This window comes from Methylobacterium sp. Leaf102 (assembly GCF_001422425.1).
In the GTDB taxonomy this organism is placed as follows: domain Bacteria; phylum Pseudomonadota; class Alphaproteobacteria; order Rhizobiales; family Beijerinckiaceae; genus Methylobacterium.
On the sequence record NZ_LMMX01000001.1, the window covers coordinates 511065 to 527696 of the forward strand.

Sequence of the window (16632 nt, forward strand, 5' to 3'; positions counted from 1 at the left end):
ATTATCGCACCGCATCCATCAGGGTCTTGAGAAGGTCGTTCACCAGGGTCAGCAGTTTGGCCGAGGCGGTGTAGGACCGTTCGAGTTCGAGCGCCCTCGCCGTCTCGTCTTCGGTGTTCACCCCCACCGCGTTGGACAGGGCGTCGCTCGTGCGCGCCAGCAGGGTCGATTCGTAATCGGCCACGGACGCGGCCGACTTGCGCTGGCCTTCGAGCCAACCGGCCGACCCCGTGGCGAAGGACAGCAGGCTGTCGCTGGTGCGCAGGCCGGTGGCGGCATCGAAGGTGCGGTCGGCGCCGAGCGCGGACACCAGGCCGCGCAGGCGGTCGGCATAAGCGGCGGCACCGGTGTTGCTGCGGTAGTCGGCCCCGTTCATCCCGCCGTCGCGGAGGGTGTCGAGGGCGCTGCCGGCCATGCGGGGATCGACGGCGGCATTGATGCGGATCTTGGCGGCGAGCCCCGTCTCGGCGACGGGCAACCGGGCCGGGACCCCCGCGGATCCGTCCGTGAACAGGCCCATCAGGGCGGCCGGTCCCGTGCCGTTCGTGCGGGGTTCGGCGAAGGCGGTGACGAGCCCGCCCGCGAGGGCGTCGAGCTGAGTCTCGTAACGCACGGCGACGTCGTCGCGCAGGGTGGCGAGGCCGACGATCCGGCCCGAGCGGGCGGGCATCGGCGAGGCGGCCCCGGTGACGGGTACGCCATCGATCATGACGGCCTTGCCCGTCGAACCGGCACTGAACGCAGCGGTCGGTTCGAAGGTCACCTTGCGTGCGCCGCGCTCGAACAGGGGCACGCCGCTGTCGGTGTAGATCGCCACGTCGTTGCCCGCGCGGACGGCCGTGGTGATGCCGATCTCCTCGGAGAGCTGGGTGAGGATGCGGTCGCGGTCGTCGAGGGCATCGGTGACGTCGGCGCCGATGGCGGTGCCGCGGGTGACGGTCTGATTCGCCGCCTCGTAGGAGACGAGCAGATCGTTGATCCGCACCACGGAGGTCGCCATGGCCGTATCGGCCTGCTGGCGCACGGTCTGGACGGCCGCGGCGGCCGTGTTGAGGCTCCCGGCGAGATCGCGGGCGGCCTCGACGGCGTTGCGTGCCAACTCGACGGAATCAGGCTTGTTGGCCGCCGCCTGCAGGGCGGCGTTGAGAGCACCGAGGCGGGCGGCCGGCGACGTTGTCGAATCGGTGTCGCCGATGGTCTGGCTCAGGGTCTGGAGACCATCGAGCACGGCTTGGCTGCCGGCGGCCTCGGAGGTCGCGAGCATCTTGCGGCCGAACAGGGCCGCGTCGGCGGCCCGCAGGACGTTGACGGCGCTTCCGCCCCCCGCCGTGACAACCGTCGCGATCCGGCGCGCATAGTACGGATCGTTCGCCCCGGCGGTGTTGCGCGCGGTGACGGCGATCTGCGCGGCGGAGGCCGCCAGGGAAGTGCGGGCGCTGTTGAGCGCCAGGGAGAGGCCCATCGTGGGGTTCCTGAGGGAGCGGGCGTGTCGGAGGCGATGCGGACGGAGAGGCCGGGACGTCCAGGGATCGGCGCGGGGCCGGCCGCCGCGATGGTGCCGGCCGACGCGTCAGCGCTTGAGGTTCATCAAGGTCTCGAGGAGCTCGTTGCCGGTCATGAACACCTTCGAGTTCGCCGTGTAGACGCTCTGGGATTCGATCATGGCCGTGAGTTCGGACGAGACGTCGACGTTGGACTGCTCCAGGGCGCTCGACTTGATGGAACCGAGCCCGGAAAGGCCGGCGAAGCCGATCTGGAGGTCGCCGGAGGTGCTGGTGGGCAGGTAGATGTTGCCGGCGCGGGGCTCGAGGTTGTCGGGGCTCGCGACGTTGGCCAGCGGCACCTTGAAGGCGAGCATGCGGCTGCCGTCCTCGTAGAGGGCATAGACGGAGCCGTCCGAGGCGAGGTCCGAGCCGGTCACCGCCGAGGGCGCCTTACCGTCGGCCGTGCCCTTGAGGTCGTAGCTGCCCGCGAGCTGCGTGATGCTGCTCATGTCGAGGGCGATCTTGCGCCCGTCGGCGAAGGTGAGGTCGGTCTTGGCGGCGGCCGCCGAAGCCGTCGCGATCTTGCCGGTGTCGGGATCGAAGGTCAGGGTCGTGGTGCCGATGGCGGTGGTGGAACCGGGGGCGTAGATCTCCGCCTTCCACTCGTTGGCCGTGGCGGTCTTGCCGAGCGCGATATCGACCGTGACCTTGTTGCCGAGCTGGTCGTAGGTCACCATCGAGGTCTTCTTGGTGTAGACCGTCGAGGACAGGGTGCCGGTGAGCGCGTCCGTGCCGGCCGGCAGGTTGCCGCCGATGGAGGCCGTCTTCGAGGCGGTCGCCTTCATCCCGAGGGTCGAGACGTTCACCGGGACCATGCCGGCGGTGCTGTTGAGGGCCGGCGTCGCCTCGCCGTTCTCGCCCACCGCGTAACCCATGAGGGTGAAGCCGCCGGAATTGACGAGGTTTCCCGTCGGTCCGTCCTCGACGAAGTTGCCCGAGCGGGTCAGCGACGTGGCGTTGTTGCTGTCGCGAACCACGAAGAAGCCGTTGCCCTGGATGGCGAGATCGGTCTTCGAGGTGGTGAAGGAGACGGGGCCCTGCGCCGAGACCGAGCGGCGGATCACCGTCTCGACGGCGCCGGAATTGTAATCGCCGGTGCTGCTGGAATCGAGGATGAGGGACGAGAACTCGGTGCCGGTGCGCTTGTAGCCCGTGGTGCCGGCGTTCTGGATGTTCTCGGCCACCGTCGAGATGCGGCTCGACTGCGCGTTCATGCCGGAGACGCCGGTGCGCAGGACGCTGATGAGACTCATGGGATGACCTCGGTGAAACGGCGGGCCGTGCTGGACGGCACTAAAGGCAGGATGGCTTGCGCGGGGCTGGTCGCGTCCTTGGGCGTCAGCTCCGCAGGGATTGGGCGAGTTCGAGGAAGGCGTCCGCGCTCGGGGCCATGCCGGGCTCCTGGCGCAGGGCCTCGTAGATGCGCGGCACGAGGAGGATGGCCTGATCGAGTTCGGCGTCCTCGCCGGCGCGGTAGCCGCCCATGAGCCTGAGGTCGCGGGTCTCCTCGAACCGCGCCATCATCGCCTTGAGGCGACGCACGAGTTCGCGTTGCTCGGGCGTCCACACGGCGGTGGCGAGGCGCGAGATCGAGCCGAGGAGATCGACGGCCGGGTAGCGGCCCTGCTCGGCGATGGCCCGGTCGAGGACCACGTGACCGTCGAGGGTGCCGCGGATCGAGTCGGCGACGGGGTCGTTGTGGTCGTCGCCGTCCACCAGCACGGAGAAGATGCCGGTGATGGAGCCGGAACCGTCGCGGCCGGGGCCGGCCCGTTCGAGGAGGCGCGGCAAGTCCGAGAAGACGCTCGGCGGGTAGCCCCGGGCCACCGCCGGCTCGCCCGCCGCCAGGGCGACGTCGCGGGCCGCATGGGCGTAGCGGGTCACGGAATCGACGATGAGCAGCACGGAGTCGCCGGCATCGCGAAATGCCTCGGCGATGGCCATGGCGACCTTGGGCGCCTGGCGCCGCATCATCGGGCTCTCGTCGCCGGTGGAGACGACCACCACGGCCTTGTCGAGGTTGCCTGCCATCGGGCCTTCGAGGAACTCGCGCACCTCGCGGCCGCGCTCGCCCACCAGGGCGACGACGACGCTGTCGAAGCCGGTGGCGCCGGCGAGCATCGCGAGCAGCGTGGATTTGCCGACGCCCGAGCCCGCGAAGATGCCGATGCGCTGCCCGAGGCACAGGGGGGTGAACAGATCGAGGGCCCGCACGCCGGTGCGAAGCGGCGCCTCGACCCGGCCGCGCGCCATGGCGGGCGGCGGAGCAGCGTCGATGGGCACCGCGCGCGGTCCCGGCACGAGCGTGCCACGCCCGTCGATGGGGCGCCCCAGCGCGTCGACGACCCGGCCCTTCCAGCCCGCATGGGGCCGCAGGGTCGGATCGCCGAGGCGATAGGCCGGCGTGCCGATCCCCGCCTCGATGCGCGCCTCGAACGGCTTCAGGGTGACGCCGCCGGCATCGATGCGGACCACCTCGCCGACCTGCTCGCGGCCGCCGACCCGGAAACCCATCCGGTCGCCGAGCTTGAGGAAGGGGGCGACGCCGCCGACCCGGGCGGCAGTCGCGGTGACTTCCTGGATCGGACCGGCGACCCGGACCAGGGGCAGGGCCTCGCGCCCGGAGGCGAGGGCGGCGGCAAGCCGGTCGATGACGTCCGGACCGGCAGCGGCTTCGGTGGGTTCGCCCTGCATCACCTCAGCCCTGCGGGCTCAGGGAACGGATGGAACCCTGGAACGAGGATTCGGTCTCGGCGGTGAGGTTGGCCGCGCTCTCGAAGGCGCGCTGGATGGTGATGAGCTTCGTCATCTCGAGGATCGGGTTGACGTTCGAACCCTCGACGAAGCCCTGGACCATGCCGGTGCGGGTAAAATCCTGGACGGGCCGGGCCGGAAGGCTCGAAGCCACGCCGTTCGATTCCGCCCGCCGCAGGGTGCCCTTGGGGTCGAGGGTGAACAGGCCGATGGAGCCGACCTGGTTCACGCCCTGCGAGACGCTGCCGTCGCGGCCGATGGTCGGCGGTCCCTGCTGGGGATCGAGGAGGATCGGGCCGCCGCCCGCGTCGAGGACCGGCAGGCCGCTGACGTTGCGCAGGCGCCCCGTGGCGTCCATCGTCAGGCGGCCATCGCGGGTATAGACCGGCCCGCTCGCGCCGCCGACGCTGAGCCAGGCATCGCCCTGGATCGCCACGTCGAGGGGGGAATCGGTCTTGGTCACCGGGCCGGACTTGGTCTGGAGGTAGGTGTCGCCCGAGGAGGCGAAGGCGATCGCGCCCTTGCTCGCCTGGGCGAGGAGGGCCGAGAACTTGGTGTCCTCGGCGCGGTAGCCGGAGGTCGCGAGGTTGGCCACGTTGTTGGCCACCGCATTCATGCGCTTCTCGACGGCGATCTGGCCCGAGAGCGCGACGTAGAGGGCGTTCTGCATGGCTCAGGCGTTCCCGAACAGCGCGAGGATCGGATCGGAAGCGGTGTTGTTCTGCGCATCCCAGATCGCGGTGAAGCGCTTGATGAACTGATCGAGCTTCTGTGGGTCCCGGAAGCTCGCGAGATCGACCTTGCTCTCGATGAGTTCGGCCTGCCGGGCGAGGGCCTCGGACGAGGTTCCGCCGGCGGGCAGGCCGAGCACGGTCTTGACCACCTGAGACAGGGCCGAGTCGCCGAGGATCGCGTAGCCGCTGGTGGCGCCCCCCGCCATGCGGGCGAAGTAGAGGGCGAGGCGCACGCCGGTGTCCTCGGCGCCGGCATCGCTCTCAAGGGTCTGGCGCAGGTAGGCCTCGGTGACACTCTTGGCTTTCGCGTCCATGGGCAGATCGGTGCCGAAGCCGATGTCCAGAGGGGTCTGCCCGGCCCCCGACGGGGCGACGTTGCGGATCGCGAGCGTCCGGTTGGTGCCGCCGGCCTCGTAGAGGGTGTCGGCCGCGAGGCCGGTGCCGCCCGCGACGCCATCCGCGCCCAGGTTGGCGTAGGCCGTGGTCTCGAAGAACAGGTTCCTGCGGACACCGATGCCCGCCTGAACCTTGCCCGCGAGGTTGCCGTCCCCCGAGGCGGCGATCTGCCCGTTGATGGCGGCGGCGATCTCCTCGGCCGTGACCTGGGACAGGTTCTGGACGACGGACGCCAGGGTCTTGTTCGACAGGACGATGGTGGCCGACTTCGTCGTCGCGGCATCGACACGGGTGGAGAGCTGGAACGAGACCGCGTTGGTGCCGGAAAAGTCGAAGGTTCCGGACAGGTCGAGGGCACCGTTCAGCTGTGCGGTGCCGGCGGCGGTTGGGCCCGCTTCGGTGATCGTACCCGCGCGGCCGGTGGCGGAGGCCCCTTGTGCGAAGTCGAAGGCGCGCGCGAAGGCGACGTAGCGGTCGTCGGCGAGGCGGTTGGCGAAGCTCGCCCGCGTGTCCGTTCCCTCGGTGAGGACCTTGCGCATGAACGCCTTGGCGTAGGTCATGTCCTCGAGGCCGAACGCCTTCATGGCGTAGGAGTAGAGGCGGCGGTCGCCGAGAAAGGCGTCGATGGAGGTCACGCTGCCGATGTTGGCCTGGAAATACGCCGTCTCGCGCGCGACCTCGGGCGCTGCGGCCTTGCGGGCCAGGGAGGCCGTCAGGTCCTTGGTGATCAGGGTGTAGTTGGTGAAGGTGCTCAGCACGCGAAGGTCTCCCGGTCGGCGGCCCGGGGCGCGCGCACGAGGATAGGGGCGGCGCGGGCGATCATCGTTTGATCCGGCCTGGATGAGGGGCGGGGGTCAGAGCCGTGTCGGCCCGATGATGGTCTCGGAGGTGACGACGACCCAGCCGGCCCCCGTCGGCTGGATCGAGATGACCCGGCCGGCGCCGGGCAGGACAGCGCCCGGCACGATCTGTCTCAGGCCGTTCGGACCTTCGACCCAGGCCCCGTCGCCGGAGACCCGGCGCAGGACGTAGCCGCGCGCCGCGGCGCCGGGGCCGGCCCGGTCCGCGGGGTCGGAACGGCCGAGTTCGGGGCCGGCGGCCCGGTCGGGCAGCGCGCCGGTGGTGGTCGGGTCGAGATCGAGGACGGCGGTCCGCACGGGGGCGACGGGCTTCTTCCAGGCGAAGGTGCCGATGGAGGCCGGGAGGAAGCGTTGCACGGCGTAGTCGTGGGTGCCGCTGGTGATGGTGTAGACGGCGAACCCGCTCGACGCCGCGGCGAGCACGAGGCAGACCCCGATGGCCGCCCGCTCGAACGCCGCGTCGCGGGCGCGCCGCAGGGCCTGGGCCCCGGCGAGCGGACGGCGATGGGCGGGCACGGGTGTGAGGCGAACGGGCATGGCGCCTGGAGCGAAGGAGTTCCTGAGCCCCGAACGTTGCGGGGATATGGTTTACGAAAGGTTAATCCGGCTGGCCTCCCCGGGCGCATGCGGCCGAGTCGTTAACGATGATGGGTGATAGCCGCAGCGAGCGGCGTGGGGGTCAGGGCGAATGACGGACGGACAGCGCGAGGCGGAGGGTCGGGCCGGGACCGTACGGCCGCGCTCGCCCCGACGCCACCGGGTGATGCAGCAGGGCCGGATCGTCCTCGGGCCGGACACGCTCCTGCCCTGCGTGGTGCGCGATCTTTCACCGGCGGGCGCCAAGATCGTGCTGTCGCGACCCATCCCCCTGCCGGACAGTTTCGATCTCGTCATCGCCGCCCACGACCTCAGGACGGTGTCGGTCCGCCTGCGCTGGCAGCGGGGCGAGGTCGCGGGCGTGCGGTTCGCACCGGCAGGCGATCCCGCCCCCTGAGACTGTTTTCCGGACGATCCATTCGGGGACCGTCTCAGGCAGCCCGCGCGGCGCCTGAGCGAAGCCCAAATCCGCATCGCGAAGCGATCGACCGGATTTGGTGTGAGACGGTGCATTCGGGCACAGGGCCGGGCCGGTGCGCTTAAGCGCTTGCTAACGCGCTCGCCTCACAATGCACCCATCGACAAACGGTTCTCCCCACGGAACCGGCACGAGTTCGATGCGAGTGCAGTGGATGAACCGACTTGGTTCATAGACATGATGTCGCCCCACTGGTCCGGCGAAAACCCGGAATGTAATGAATCGTGACTTGAGAACGAAGACCTTTATCTTCGGGCGCTTTTCACGACAGGTCGGCCGACTGCCGAATTACAGAAACTCCCGTAGAATTTCAGTCCCGGATCACACCCGCCATGACCAGCCTGCTGACCAACAACGCCGCGATGACGGCGCTGACGACCCTGAAGAGCATCAATTCGCAGCTCGACGTGACCAGCAACCGGGTTTCGACCGGTCAGCGCGTCTCCAACGCCGCCGACAACGCTGCCTATTGGTCGATCGCCACCACGGTCCGCACCGACAACCTCGCCCTCGGCGCTGTCAAGGATTCGCTGGGCCTCGGCTCCGCAGCGGTCGACACGGCCTATAACGGCCTTACCACCGTCCTGACCAATCTGCAGAACATCCGCACCAAGCTGCAGACCGCCCTCCAGCCCGGCGTCGATCGCTCCAAGGTACAGACCGAAATCGCCTCGCTCCAGAGCAACATGAAGGCGACGGCCGATTCCTCGACCCAGAGCGGCCAAAACTGGCTTTCGGTGAATTCTACGGGCCCCGGCTACAATGCGGGCACGCAGAAAGTGATCGCCGGCTTCTCGCGCGACACCACCGGCAACATCAATTTCTCGACCGTCAACATCGATGTTGCGAGCATTCAGCTCTACGATAAGGCCTTGGCCGGCTCGGCCGCGACCTCGGCACAGGTCACAGCCAGCACGGCAATTATCGGCACGCTGGACTTTAGCGGTGCCAACCAGAGCACCTTAACCGTTGATATCAACGGTGCCACCGCCGGCAGTGAAACGATTACCCTAAATGCGGCAAGCCTGACGGCGAGCGTCGCTGATCTGACCAAGGTTACGAAGGGAGAACTCCTCGACGCGATCAATAACTCGATCGCAGCAAATGCAGCCCTCAAGGCCGACGGAGTAAAGGCTTCGCTCGATCCGGAAGGGCGCCTTGTATTTACGAAGACAGCGGGTGCAGGCACCATTGATGTCAACATTGCTAACGCAACAAGCGCCCGAGACATCGGATTCGGCACCGCTATTACGAAGGTTTATAGCGGTGTTGGAACGGCGGCTGGCGCTGCGACCGGCGGCGGCATCTTGGACAAGGGCGGCACGGGCTCCTCGGTAGCGACGCTATCGATCGATGCCGCGACGAACGATGCCACCCTCCAAACCTACATCAACACTGTCGACAAGGCGATCGCCGCTATTACCACGGCAGGCACCAAGCTCGGTGCCAACAAGACGCAGCTCGACGGTCAGAAAAGCTTCATCGACAGCCTGATGAAGTCCAACGACCGCGCGATCGGCACCCTGGTCGATGCCGACATCGAGGAGGAGTCGACGAAGCTCAAGGCGCTTCAGACCCAGCAGCAGCTCGGTGTCCAGGCCCTCAGCATCGCCAACAGCGCCAGCCAGAACGTGCTCTCCCTGTTCCGGTAAGACCGGCCCCCGTCCCCGGACTCTGGTCCGGGGACGGCATCGCTCGAACGAAAAGCCGCGCTCCAGGATGGGAGCGCGGTTTTTTCGTTGCAATGTAAGGAGACGCGCCTCAGCCGACGAAGGTGTACCCCGCCAGGCGCTTGGCCTCGATGGGATCGTAGCCCAGGCGCATGCGCAGCTTCTTGCGCAGCTTGCTGATGTGGCCCTCGACGACGCTCTCCTCCACGTCGCTGCCGTGGTCGGCGTAGACGGCGTTGAAGATCTGGGCGCGGGTGAGCTGGCGGCCGCGGTTGCGCGCGAAATATTCGAGGATGTGCCGCTCGCGCCGGGGCAGCGTCAGGCTGGTGCCGTCGATCTCGGGATCGCGGCCGTCGGTGTGGATCTTGAGGCGGCCGGCCTTGTCCTGGGCCGCGCCCTGCCCCTCGCCCCGGCCCATCCGGCGGCGGATGGCTTCGGCACGGGCGAGGATCTCGCGGACATGGACCGGACGGCGCACCACGTCGTCGATGCCGGCGGTGAACAGGTCGAGGGTCTGCTCCAGGGAGCGGGTCTCGTTGAGGGCGATGATCGGGGCGTGCGACAGGCTGCGGATCGCCGCGGTGCTGCGGGTCCGGTTCGCGGATTCGCCGAGCACGAAACCCTGCACGGCGGCGAGGTCTCCGGCCGGGGCGGTGTCGAGCCAGGCCTGGAACGCGTCCGCCGCGAGGCTGTGGGCGGTGACGCCCTGGGCGCCGAAGCCCGCAACGGTCTCGCTCGCCACGCAGCTACGCTCATCGACCACGATGTACATGACGCCGTCTCGCTCCACGCATGCGGGTTCGCCCGGCCAAGCACAGCCGTGCACCCAATCTGCTTCGATTTCGGTTTGATCTTGAATCGCACTTCGCACGGCGTCGACGGACACTTGGATAACCCGGACGAAACCTGGACTATCCTCGACACATCCGCCGCGACGCGGCGCCGTTTGGTGGTATCGTTTTGTTAAGAAAATGGTTAATTTTTTGTTAAGTGGGGTGGCGCCCCGTCACCGTCCGGTCGTCTGTTGCGGTCGCGCCGCACCCGGTACCGCCAAGGCGTGACGCCAAGTCGAAACCAAGTCGAAACGCCAAACCGAAACAGGGAGCATCATGGGACTGATCCAGGACCTCGTCGGACGCTTGACGCAGAACGTCGCCGCCTATGTCGGCGACCGAGTGCTGATGGAGGCGGCGGTCTCGGCCGCCGCCAACGTCATCCTGGCCGACAGCGAGATCGACGAAGAGGAGGTCGAGACGGCACTCGCGGGCATGCGGGCCAACCCGATCCTCGAGAAGGGCTACGACACGCTGAAGCTCGAAGCCGAACTGTTCGAGGCCCTGGAGCGAGCGCGCACCCGGGCGGGCCGCGCGGAGAACCTCCAGCACGTCGCGGGGCTCGTCGGGCGCGAGGCGGGCCAGCGCGAGGCGGTGTTCCTCATTGCCGCCGATGTCGCCGATCAGGCCGGCATCAGCGCCGTCGAGCATCGAGCCCTGGCCGAGATCGCCGCGGCCCTGAGCGTGGACAAGGACCGGCTTCTCGGAGGCCAATCCGGCGCGTAATAATGTATAATCTTGGGACGACCAGCGACTTCGCCAGTCATGGCCAGCCGCGATACCCGTCCCGAGCCCCTCCAGGGCCTGGAAACAGGTCCCGGGGATAGTTCGGGCACAATGCATATGTGCAGCGCAACAGCGCTTAAACGCACCGCACCACGATCCGTGACACTCTTGCGAAGTCGAGGGGCGGCCTCTACGCTCGGCTCAGCCAACAAGACTTCCACGACACCGAAACCGGCACAATAGATCCTGCCGCCTGACATCGACAGTGGAGGCACGGGGAGGAGAACGGGGCAATGAAGAAAAATAAGGTCATCTCGGCGGAAGAGGCCATCGCGCTCATCCGGCAGAACGATGTCGTGACCACAACGGGCTTCGTTCAGAGCTGCATTCCGGAGGCGCTGCACGCCGCCCTGGAGAAGCGCTTCGTCGAGACCGGCGCCCCGCGCGACCTCACCCTGATCATGACCGCTGGTGCCGGCGACAGCAAAGGCCTCGGGACCGGGCGTCTCCACCACGAGGGCCTGCTCAAACGCGTCATCGCGGCGAATTTCGGCCGGATGCCGAAGGTCGCCAAGGCGGCCCAGGAGAACAAGATCACCGGCTACAACCTGCCCCAGGGCGTGATCTCGCAGCTCTACCGCGCCTGCGCCGCCGGCCAGCCGGGACTGTTCTCCAAGGTCGGCCTCCACACCTACGTCGATCCGCGGCACGGTGGCGGCCGCGTCAACACCCTGACGCAGGACGAGATCGTTAAGGTGGTGGACGTCGATGGCGAGGAGTGGCTGTTCTACACCGCCACCAAGATCGACGTCGCCTTCATCCGCGGCACCTCGGCCGATCCCGCCGGCAACATCTCCTTCGAGAAGGAGGCGCTCACCCTCGACTGCCTCGCCCAGGCCATGGCGGCGCGCAACAACGGCGGCATCGTCATCGCCCAGGTCGAGCGCATCGTCGACGACGGCTTCCTGCTGCCGAAGGACGTGCGGGTACCCGGCATCCTCGTCGACTGCGTGGTGTTGGCCGAGCCCGAGATGCACCGGATGAACTACGGCGTGCAGCACGATGCGGCGCTCGCCGGCCAGATCCGCGTGCCGGTGACCGGCATGAAGAAGATGGCGCTCGATGCCCGCAAGATCATCGCCCGGCGCGCCGCCTTCGAGCTGCCGCCCAACGGTGTGGTCAATCTCGGCGTCGGCGCGCCGGAGGGCATCTCGGCGGTGGCCAACGAGGAAAAGGTGACGCCCTACATCACCCTCACCACGGAAGCCGGGGCGGTGGGCGGCGTGCTGGCCAGCGGGTCGAGCTTCGGCGCGGCGACGAATGCCGACTGCGTCATCGACCAGAACCAGATGTTCGACTTCTACGACGGCGGCGGCCTCGACATGACCTGCCTCGGGCTGGCCGAGTGCGACCAGCACGGCAACGTCAACACGAGCATGTTCGGCGGCCGCCTCAACGGCTGCGGCGGCTTCATCAACATCTCGCAGAACGCCCGCTGCGTCGTCTTCGCCGGCACGTTCACGGTGGGCGGCCTGGAGACGGTGATCGAGGACGGCAAGCTGCGCATCGTCACCGAGGGGCGCGCGCAGAAGTTCCTGCCCCAGGTGGAGCAGATCACCTTCAGCGGCTCCTACGCGCAGATGCGTTCGCAGCCGGTGATCTACGTGACCGAGCGCTGCGTGTTCCAGCTCACCGACGAAGGCCTGGAACTCATCGAGGTGGCGCCGGGCATCGACATCGAGCGGGACATCCTGCCCCATATGGGCTTCACGCCCATCATCAAGCAGCCGGCGCTCATGGATGCGCGCCTGTTCCGCGACGAGCCGATGGAGCTCCTCGCCGATCTCCTGAACCTCAACTTGTCGGAGCGCGTCAGCTACGATTCCGAGCGCAACATCCTATTCGTCAACCTCGAGGGCTGGCATGCCCGCGTGAAGAGCGACATCGACGATCTGCGCAAGGTTCTGGTCGGCGCCTGCAAGAAGGCCGGCCAGCGGGTCAACTCCGTGGTCAACCACGACGGATTCCGCATCAACGAGAACCTCTACGACGACTACGCGAGCATGATCCAATACTTGGCGGCGAACTACTACGCGACCACCACCCGCTACGCCACGAGCGCCTTCCTGCGCCTCAAGATGGAAGAAGCCCTCAACCGGCGCGGGCTCGCCCCGCACGTGTTCGAGCGCAAGGAGGACGCCCACGCCTTCGTGGACGGCCTCGACAAGAAGGTCCGCCGCGCCTCCACCGCCATCGCGTCGGCGGCGTAAAAAACCTCCTCCCGCCTGCGGGAGAGGGTGCCTGCGGAGCGGGCGGGCCGGGACGAAGTCCCGCAAGAGGGGCGGCGCGACCTTTTCGCAGAGGCCAGCGCTCCCCTCTCCCGACCCGCTCACGCGGGCCACCCTCCCCCGCAGCGGGGGGGAGGGTTCTCGCGCTCGAACACCGAAGCATCCAAAAGAATGATCGTCCGCTCGCGTCCGGGTCTTCTGACGATCCTGTTCACCCTGCGCGGCTCGATCCTGCCGCAGGTGGCACCGAAGGTTCTGGGCATCACCGCCGTGGCGCTCGCCGTGGTGGCGGCGGAGATGCGGTGGCCCGCAGCCTTCCCCATCACCGCCGGGGTCGGGCCGTTCACTCTCATCGGGTTGGCCCTCTCGATCTTCCTGAGCTTTCGCAACGGCGCCTGCTACGATCGCTGGTGGGAGGCGCGCCGGGCCTGGGGCTCGCTCATCGTCGAGACGCGGGGGATCGCCCGCCAGCTGGCCGCACTCCTGCCCGAGCCGGAGCATCAGGACCTGCGGCGACGGGTCCTGCGGCGGATCTCGGGGTTCGCCCATGCCCTCCATGCCCAGGTGCGGGGCGGAAACGAGGTCGCGGCCGCGAGCCCCTGGCTTCCGCCCGGCGAGGCCGACACCCTCGTCCGGGGGCCGAGCGCGGCCGATGCTGTGCTGGTGCGCCTCACCGCCGATCTGGCCGACGCCTATCGAACCGGCGCCCTCACGGATGTGCTGTTCGGCCTCCTCGAACAGCGGATCGCCGCCCTCTCCCAGGCGCAGGTCGTGTGCGAGCGCATCCACGGTACGCCGTTGCCGTTCGCCTACACCCTGCTCCTGTACCGCACGGCGTGGCTCTATTGCCTGCTGCTGCCGTTCGGCCTCGCGGCCTCCCTCGGCTGGGCGACGCCGCTCGCCGTGGCCCTCGTCGCCTACACGTTCTTCGGCCTCGATGCCCTCGGCGACGAACTCGAGGAGCCGTTCGGCACGGAGCCCAACGATCTGCCGTTGGACGCGCTCCTCCACACCCTCGACGGCGTCGTCCTCGACGCGCTCGGCGAGCCGGCCCCTCCGGCGCTCAAGCCGGAGCGGTATTGGCTGACATGAGAGACCGACGTCGCCGTCGTCGGCAGAGGCAGGCTGCCCCTTCGATCGCCAGCCAGGAATAGCATTCCGCCCGTCCCCATTCGGCAGCCGCACCGCCGATGCAGGACTGAGGCCGCAGATTTGCCGTCGTGGCGCATTGGTCGACGGGGCGACGACCACAACCAAGCGGTTCACAGTGCGGCGATCGAATGCGACGCCTCGCTCGTCCGTGCAGGTCGTCGATTGCGAGATAGTTCAGCGGGTCGTGCAGGTATCCAGGGACGAACGGTACGACGAGTCCCGCTTCTTCGTATCAGCCAGACGTTTCTATCGCGCTGCGGAAACCGACGCGCGATGGCGGAAAGCACGATGAGAAACTCGCGAAATGGGAGACGGCACGCAGTGCGCATGATGCTAGGCGGCAAATACCGCGGCCTCGCGCCTGGTCCGGCCATAATTCGATATCGTCAGATTCCAAGTCTCGCAACAGGTACCGCAATACGATCAAGGCTCGATAAATTTCGGTTGTTATTTATTTCGAGGGCACCTGTAGGATAACCTCCGGTGGAATCGATCGCCGCAAAAACAAGACATCAAATGCAATGACTTAGTCTTGCATATATTCGTATTTACTAGAGATATAAACAAATACAATTCGAAAATAAAAACAATCCGTAACGGTTTTTTAGAACGTAGTCCCTACTAACACAGATCATATTCAATCGATCCGGTTTCGCCAGTGACACAAGTCACATCATCCAATCGCGCAGGGTTGCTCCTCCTCTGGGGCACGGCGCTCGCGATCCTGGTTCTCCCGGTCAGCGTCATGGCGGTCCCGACCTCGGACACCGTGGCTGTGATTGGTCCGCCTGGGCGCGACACAGCAGCCATCGTGGCACGGGCTGGAGGCACCATTCTGCGTCTCGGCGGCTGGGACAATGTCCTCGTGGTGCGGGCCGGGTCGACCGATTTTGTCGCTCGCCTCTACGCCTCCGGAGCTTGGCTCGTCATAGACGCCCAGTTTGCCACAGCCTGCACGCCATCCTCCCGAATCTGACCAGCGCAATGGACCCCGGCCCGCGATGACGAACCTGGATTCTCTCCGGCAAATTTTCGGCCGATATCTCATCACCCTCCTCTGGATGCATCTCCCGGTCATCGCATTCAGCGCCTGGGTCGCTGGAAATGCGCCGACGGTACCCCTCGTGGTCGCCGGCCTCCTGGCTGGACTCAGCACCTTGGTGTGGTGGAACTCGCCGACAGGCTTGGCCACCCGCCTGGTCTGCAGCCTATCGCTCGTTCAAATGGCCGCGATCCTGATCTCTGCGCTGACGGGGCATCTCTGGCAGATCGACCTGCACATGTACTTCTTCGTCTGCCTGGCAGTGCTGGTCGCGTGGTGCGACTGGACCGTTCTTGTCGTTTGCGCCGCCGCCATCGCCGGTCACCATCTCGCGGTGAACATCGCGATGCCGGCGCTGATCTTTCCCGGTGGAGCCAAGAACTCGGACACGGCACGCGTGGTACTCCATGCTGTCATGCTAATCTTCGAGACGTGCGTGCTGGCCTGGATCGCGCGCACCATCGCGACGGTGTTCGCCGCACAAGCTGCCGCCGAGGGCGCGATCCGGGAGCAAATGGAGCGGATGCGGGCACTGGAATCGGAGACCGTCCTGATGCGGGCCGGAGCGGATACGCAGCGCCGGGCCGCCATGCAGCAGACCGCCCACTACTTTGAATCCACGGTGAGCGGCATCCTGGGCCGGGTCACGCAAGCGGCGGCGGCGATGCAGGACACCGCCCGAGTCATGCGGGGGACGGCGGAGGGCACGACGGACCGGGCCATGTCCGTGGTCGGCGCCGCCGAGAGGGCCGCGCACAACGTCAGCCAAGTGGCCGGTGCCGCCGAGGAACTCGGCGCTTCCGTTCAGGAGATCGGTCGCCAGGTGGCGGAATCGGCGCGGGTGGCACAGGGCGCGGTGGGTCAAGCCAACGCCACCGGTCACCTGGTTCATGCTTTGAGTACGGGCGCAGCCCGGATCGGAGACGTCGTCGGAATGATTTCCGGCATTGCCGGCCAAACAAACCTCCTGGCCCTCAACGCAACCATCGAAGCGGCGCGCGCCGGGGAAGCCGGACGGGGCTTTGCGGTCGTGGCGGCAGAGGTCAAGGAGCTCGCCAACCAGACCGCCCGGGCGACCGAGGACATCACGCAGCAGATCAACGCGATTCAAGGCACGACCGGTGAGGCGGTGACGGCCATCGAGGCGATCGTTGCGCAGATCCGCACGATGAGCCGGACGGCGGACGCCATCGCTTCGGCGGTAGACCAGCAGGGATCGGCGACCCAGGAGATCATTCGCAATGTGGCTGAGGCAGCCACCGGTACCGGGGCAATCACGGCCGTCATCGGCGGCGTCGCCCACTCGGCCGGCGAGACCGGCGAGGCGGCGGCCCGGGCCCTCGCCTCGGCCTCGGAACTGGCGCAGGAAGCCAATCAACTCGGAGGCGAGGTCAACCGGTTCCTCCAAACCGTCAAGGCTGCCTGATTGTGAAGGCTGCCTGACGCGTCAGGGCGTGAGGGCGCGACGTGGCTTCTCCCGAGCCGTCGCCTAGCAAGGGCAATCCGGGTCGACGGCCTGCTGGACGCCGATCGGAATCCGCGAAAGCCCGATGCGGCT

Annotated in this window: 13 protein-coding genes; 6 read left to right on the plus strand and 7 right to left on the minus strand. The window is 67.5% G+C overall.

Annotated elements, in window-relative coordinates:
- Position 1: 1 nt before the first annotated feature.
- The 6 genes from flgK to ASF27_RS02500 form a co-directional block, all read right to left on the minus strand.
- A complete protein-coding gene (gene flgK / locus ASF27_RS02475) occupies positions 2–1462 on the minus strand; it encodes a flagellar hook-associated protein FlgK (protein WP_056357457.1) in 1461 nt (486 codons plus the stop codon).
- A 108-nt stretch (positions 1463–1570) separates the two neighbouring features.
- Complete coding sequence (locus ASF27_RS02480) at positions 1571–2797, minus strand: flagellar hook protein FlgE (protein WP_056357459.1); 1227 nt, start codon at positions 2795–2797, stop codon at positions 1571–1573.
- Positions 2798–2882: 85 nt separating this feature from the next.
- Positions 2883–4238, minus strand: a complete 1356-nt coding sequence (gene fliI / locus ASF27_RS02485; protein ID WP_056357859.1) for a flagellar protein export ATPase FliI — start codon at positions 4236–4238, stop codon at positions 2883–2885.
- A 4-nt stretch (positions 4239–4242) separates the two neighbouring features.
- On the minus strand, positions 4243–4968 hold the full coding sequence (flgF, locus tag ASF27_RS02490) for a flagellar basal-body rod protein FlgF (RefSeq protein ID WP_056166361.1): 726 nt from the start codon (positions 4966–4968) through the stop codon (positions 4243–4245).
- Between the two features lie 3 nt (positions 4969–4971).
- Positions 4972–6186: a DUF1217 domain-containing protein gene (locus ASF27_RS02495; protein ID WP_056166358.1), complete on the minus strand. Its 1215-nt coding sequence runs from the start codon at positions 6184–6186 to the stop codon at positions 4972–4974.
- Positions 6187–6282: 96 nt separating this feature from the next.
- On the minus strand, positions 6283–6825 hold the full coding sequence (locus ASF27_RS02500; protein ID WP_244480904.1) for a hypothetical protein: 543 nt from the start codon (positions 6823–6825) through the stop codon (positions 6283–6285).
- Positions 6826–6976: 151 nt separating this feature from the next.
- On the opposite strand from ASF27_RS02500, the gene ASF27_RS02505 reads away from it, so the two are divergent.
- Together ASF27_RS02505 and ASF27_RS02510 are read left to right on the plus strand one after the other, a co-directional pair.
- Complete coding sequence (locus tag ASF27_RS02505; protein ID WP_056263332.1) at positions 6977–7282, plus strand: PilZ domain-containing protein; 306 nt, start codon at positions 6977–6979, stop codon at positions 7280–7282.
- Positions 7283–7695: 413 nt separating this feature from the next.
- The gene (locus ASF27_RS02510; protein ID WP_056357462.1) at positions 7696–9015 is read left to right on the plus strand and encodes a flagellin; all 1320 of its coding nucleotides are present in this window, start codon (positions 7696–7698) and stop codon (positions 9013–9015) included.
- Between the two features lie 109 nt (positions 9016–9124).
- Here ASF27_RS02510 and ASF27_RS02515 read toward each other — a convergent pair whose 3' ends face one another.
- The gene (locus ASF27_RS02515; protein WP_056166348.1) at positions 9125–9805 is read right to left on the minus strand and encodes a response regulator transcription factor; all 681 of its coding nucleotides are present in this window, start codon (positions 9803–9805) and stop codon (positions 9125–9127) included.
- A 337-nt stretch (positions 9806–10142) separates the two neighbouring features.
- On the opposite strand from ASF27_RS02515, the gene ASF27_RS02520 reads away from it, so the two are divergent.
- The 4 genes from ASF27_RS02520 (at position 10143) to ASF27_RS02540 (ending at position 16500) form a co-directional block, all read left to right on the plus strand.
- Positions 10143–10592 (plus strand): tellurite resistance TerB family protein, encoded by a 450-nt coding sequence (locus ASF27_RS02520; protein ID WP_056357465.1) that lies wholly within the window; start codon positions 10143–10145, stop codon positions 10590–10592.
- A gap of 293 nt (positions 10593–10885) precedes the next feature.
- Positions 10886–12862 (plus strand): CoA-transferase, encoded by a 1977-nt coding sequence (locus ASF27_RS02525; protein ID WP_056166344.1) that lies wholly within the window; start codon positions 10886–10888, stop codon positions 12860–12862.
- A 189-nt stretch (positions 12863–13051) separates the two neighbouring features.
- The gene (locus tag ASF27_RS02530) at positions 13052–13972 is read left to right on the plus strand and encodes a bestrophin family protein (RefSeq protein WP_056357468.1); all 921 of its coding nucleotides are present in this window, start codon (positions 13052–13054) and stop codon (positions 13970–13972) included.
- Between the two features lie 1061 nt (positions 13973–15033).
- Positions 15034–16500, plus strand: coding sequence for a methyl-accepting chemotaxis protein (locus ASF27_RS02540; protein WP_056357471.1), 1467 nt, complete (start codon positions 15034–15036; stop codon positions 16498–16500).
- Positions 16501–16632: the final 132 nt, after the last annotated feature.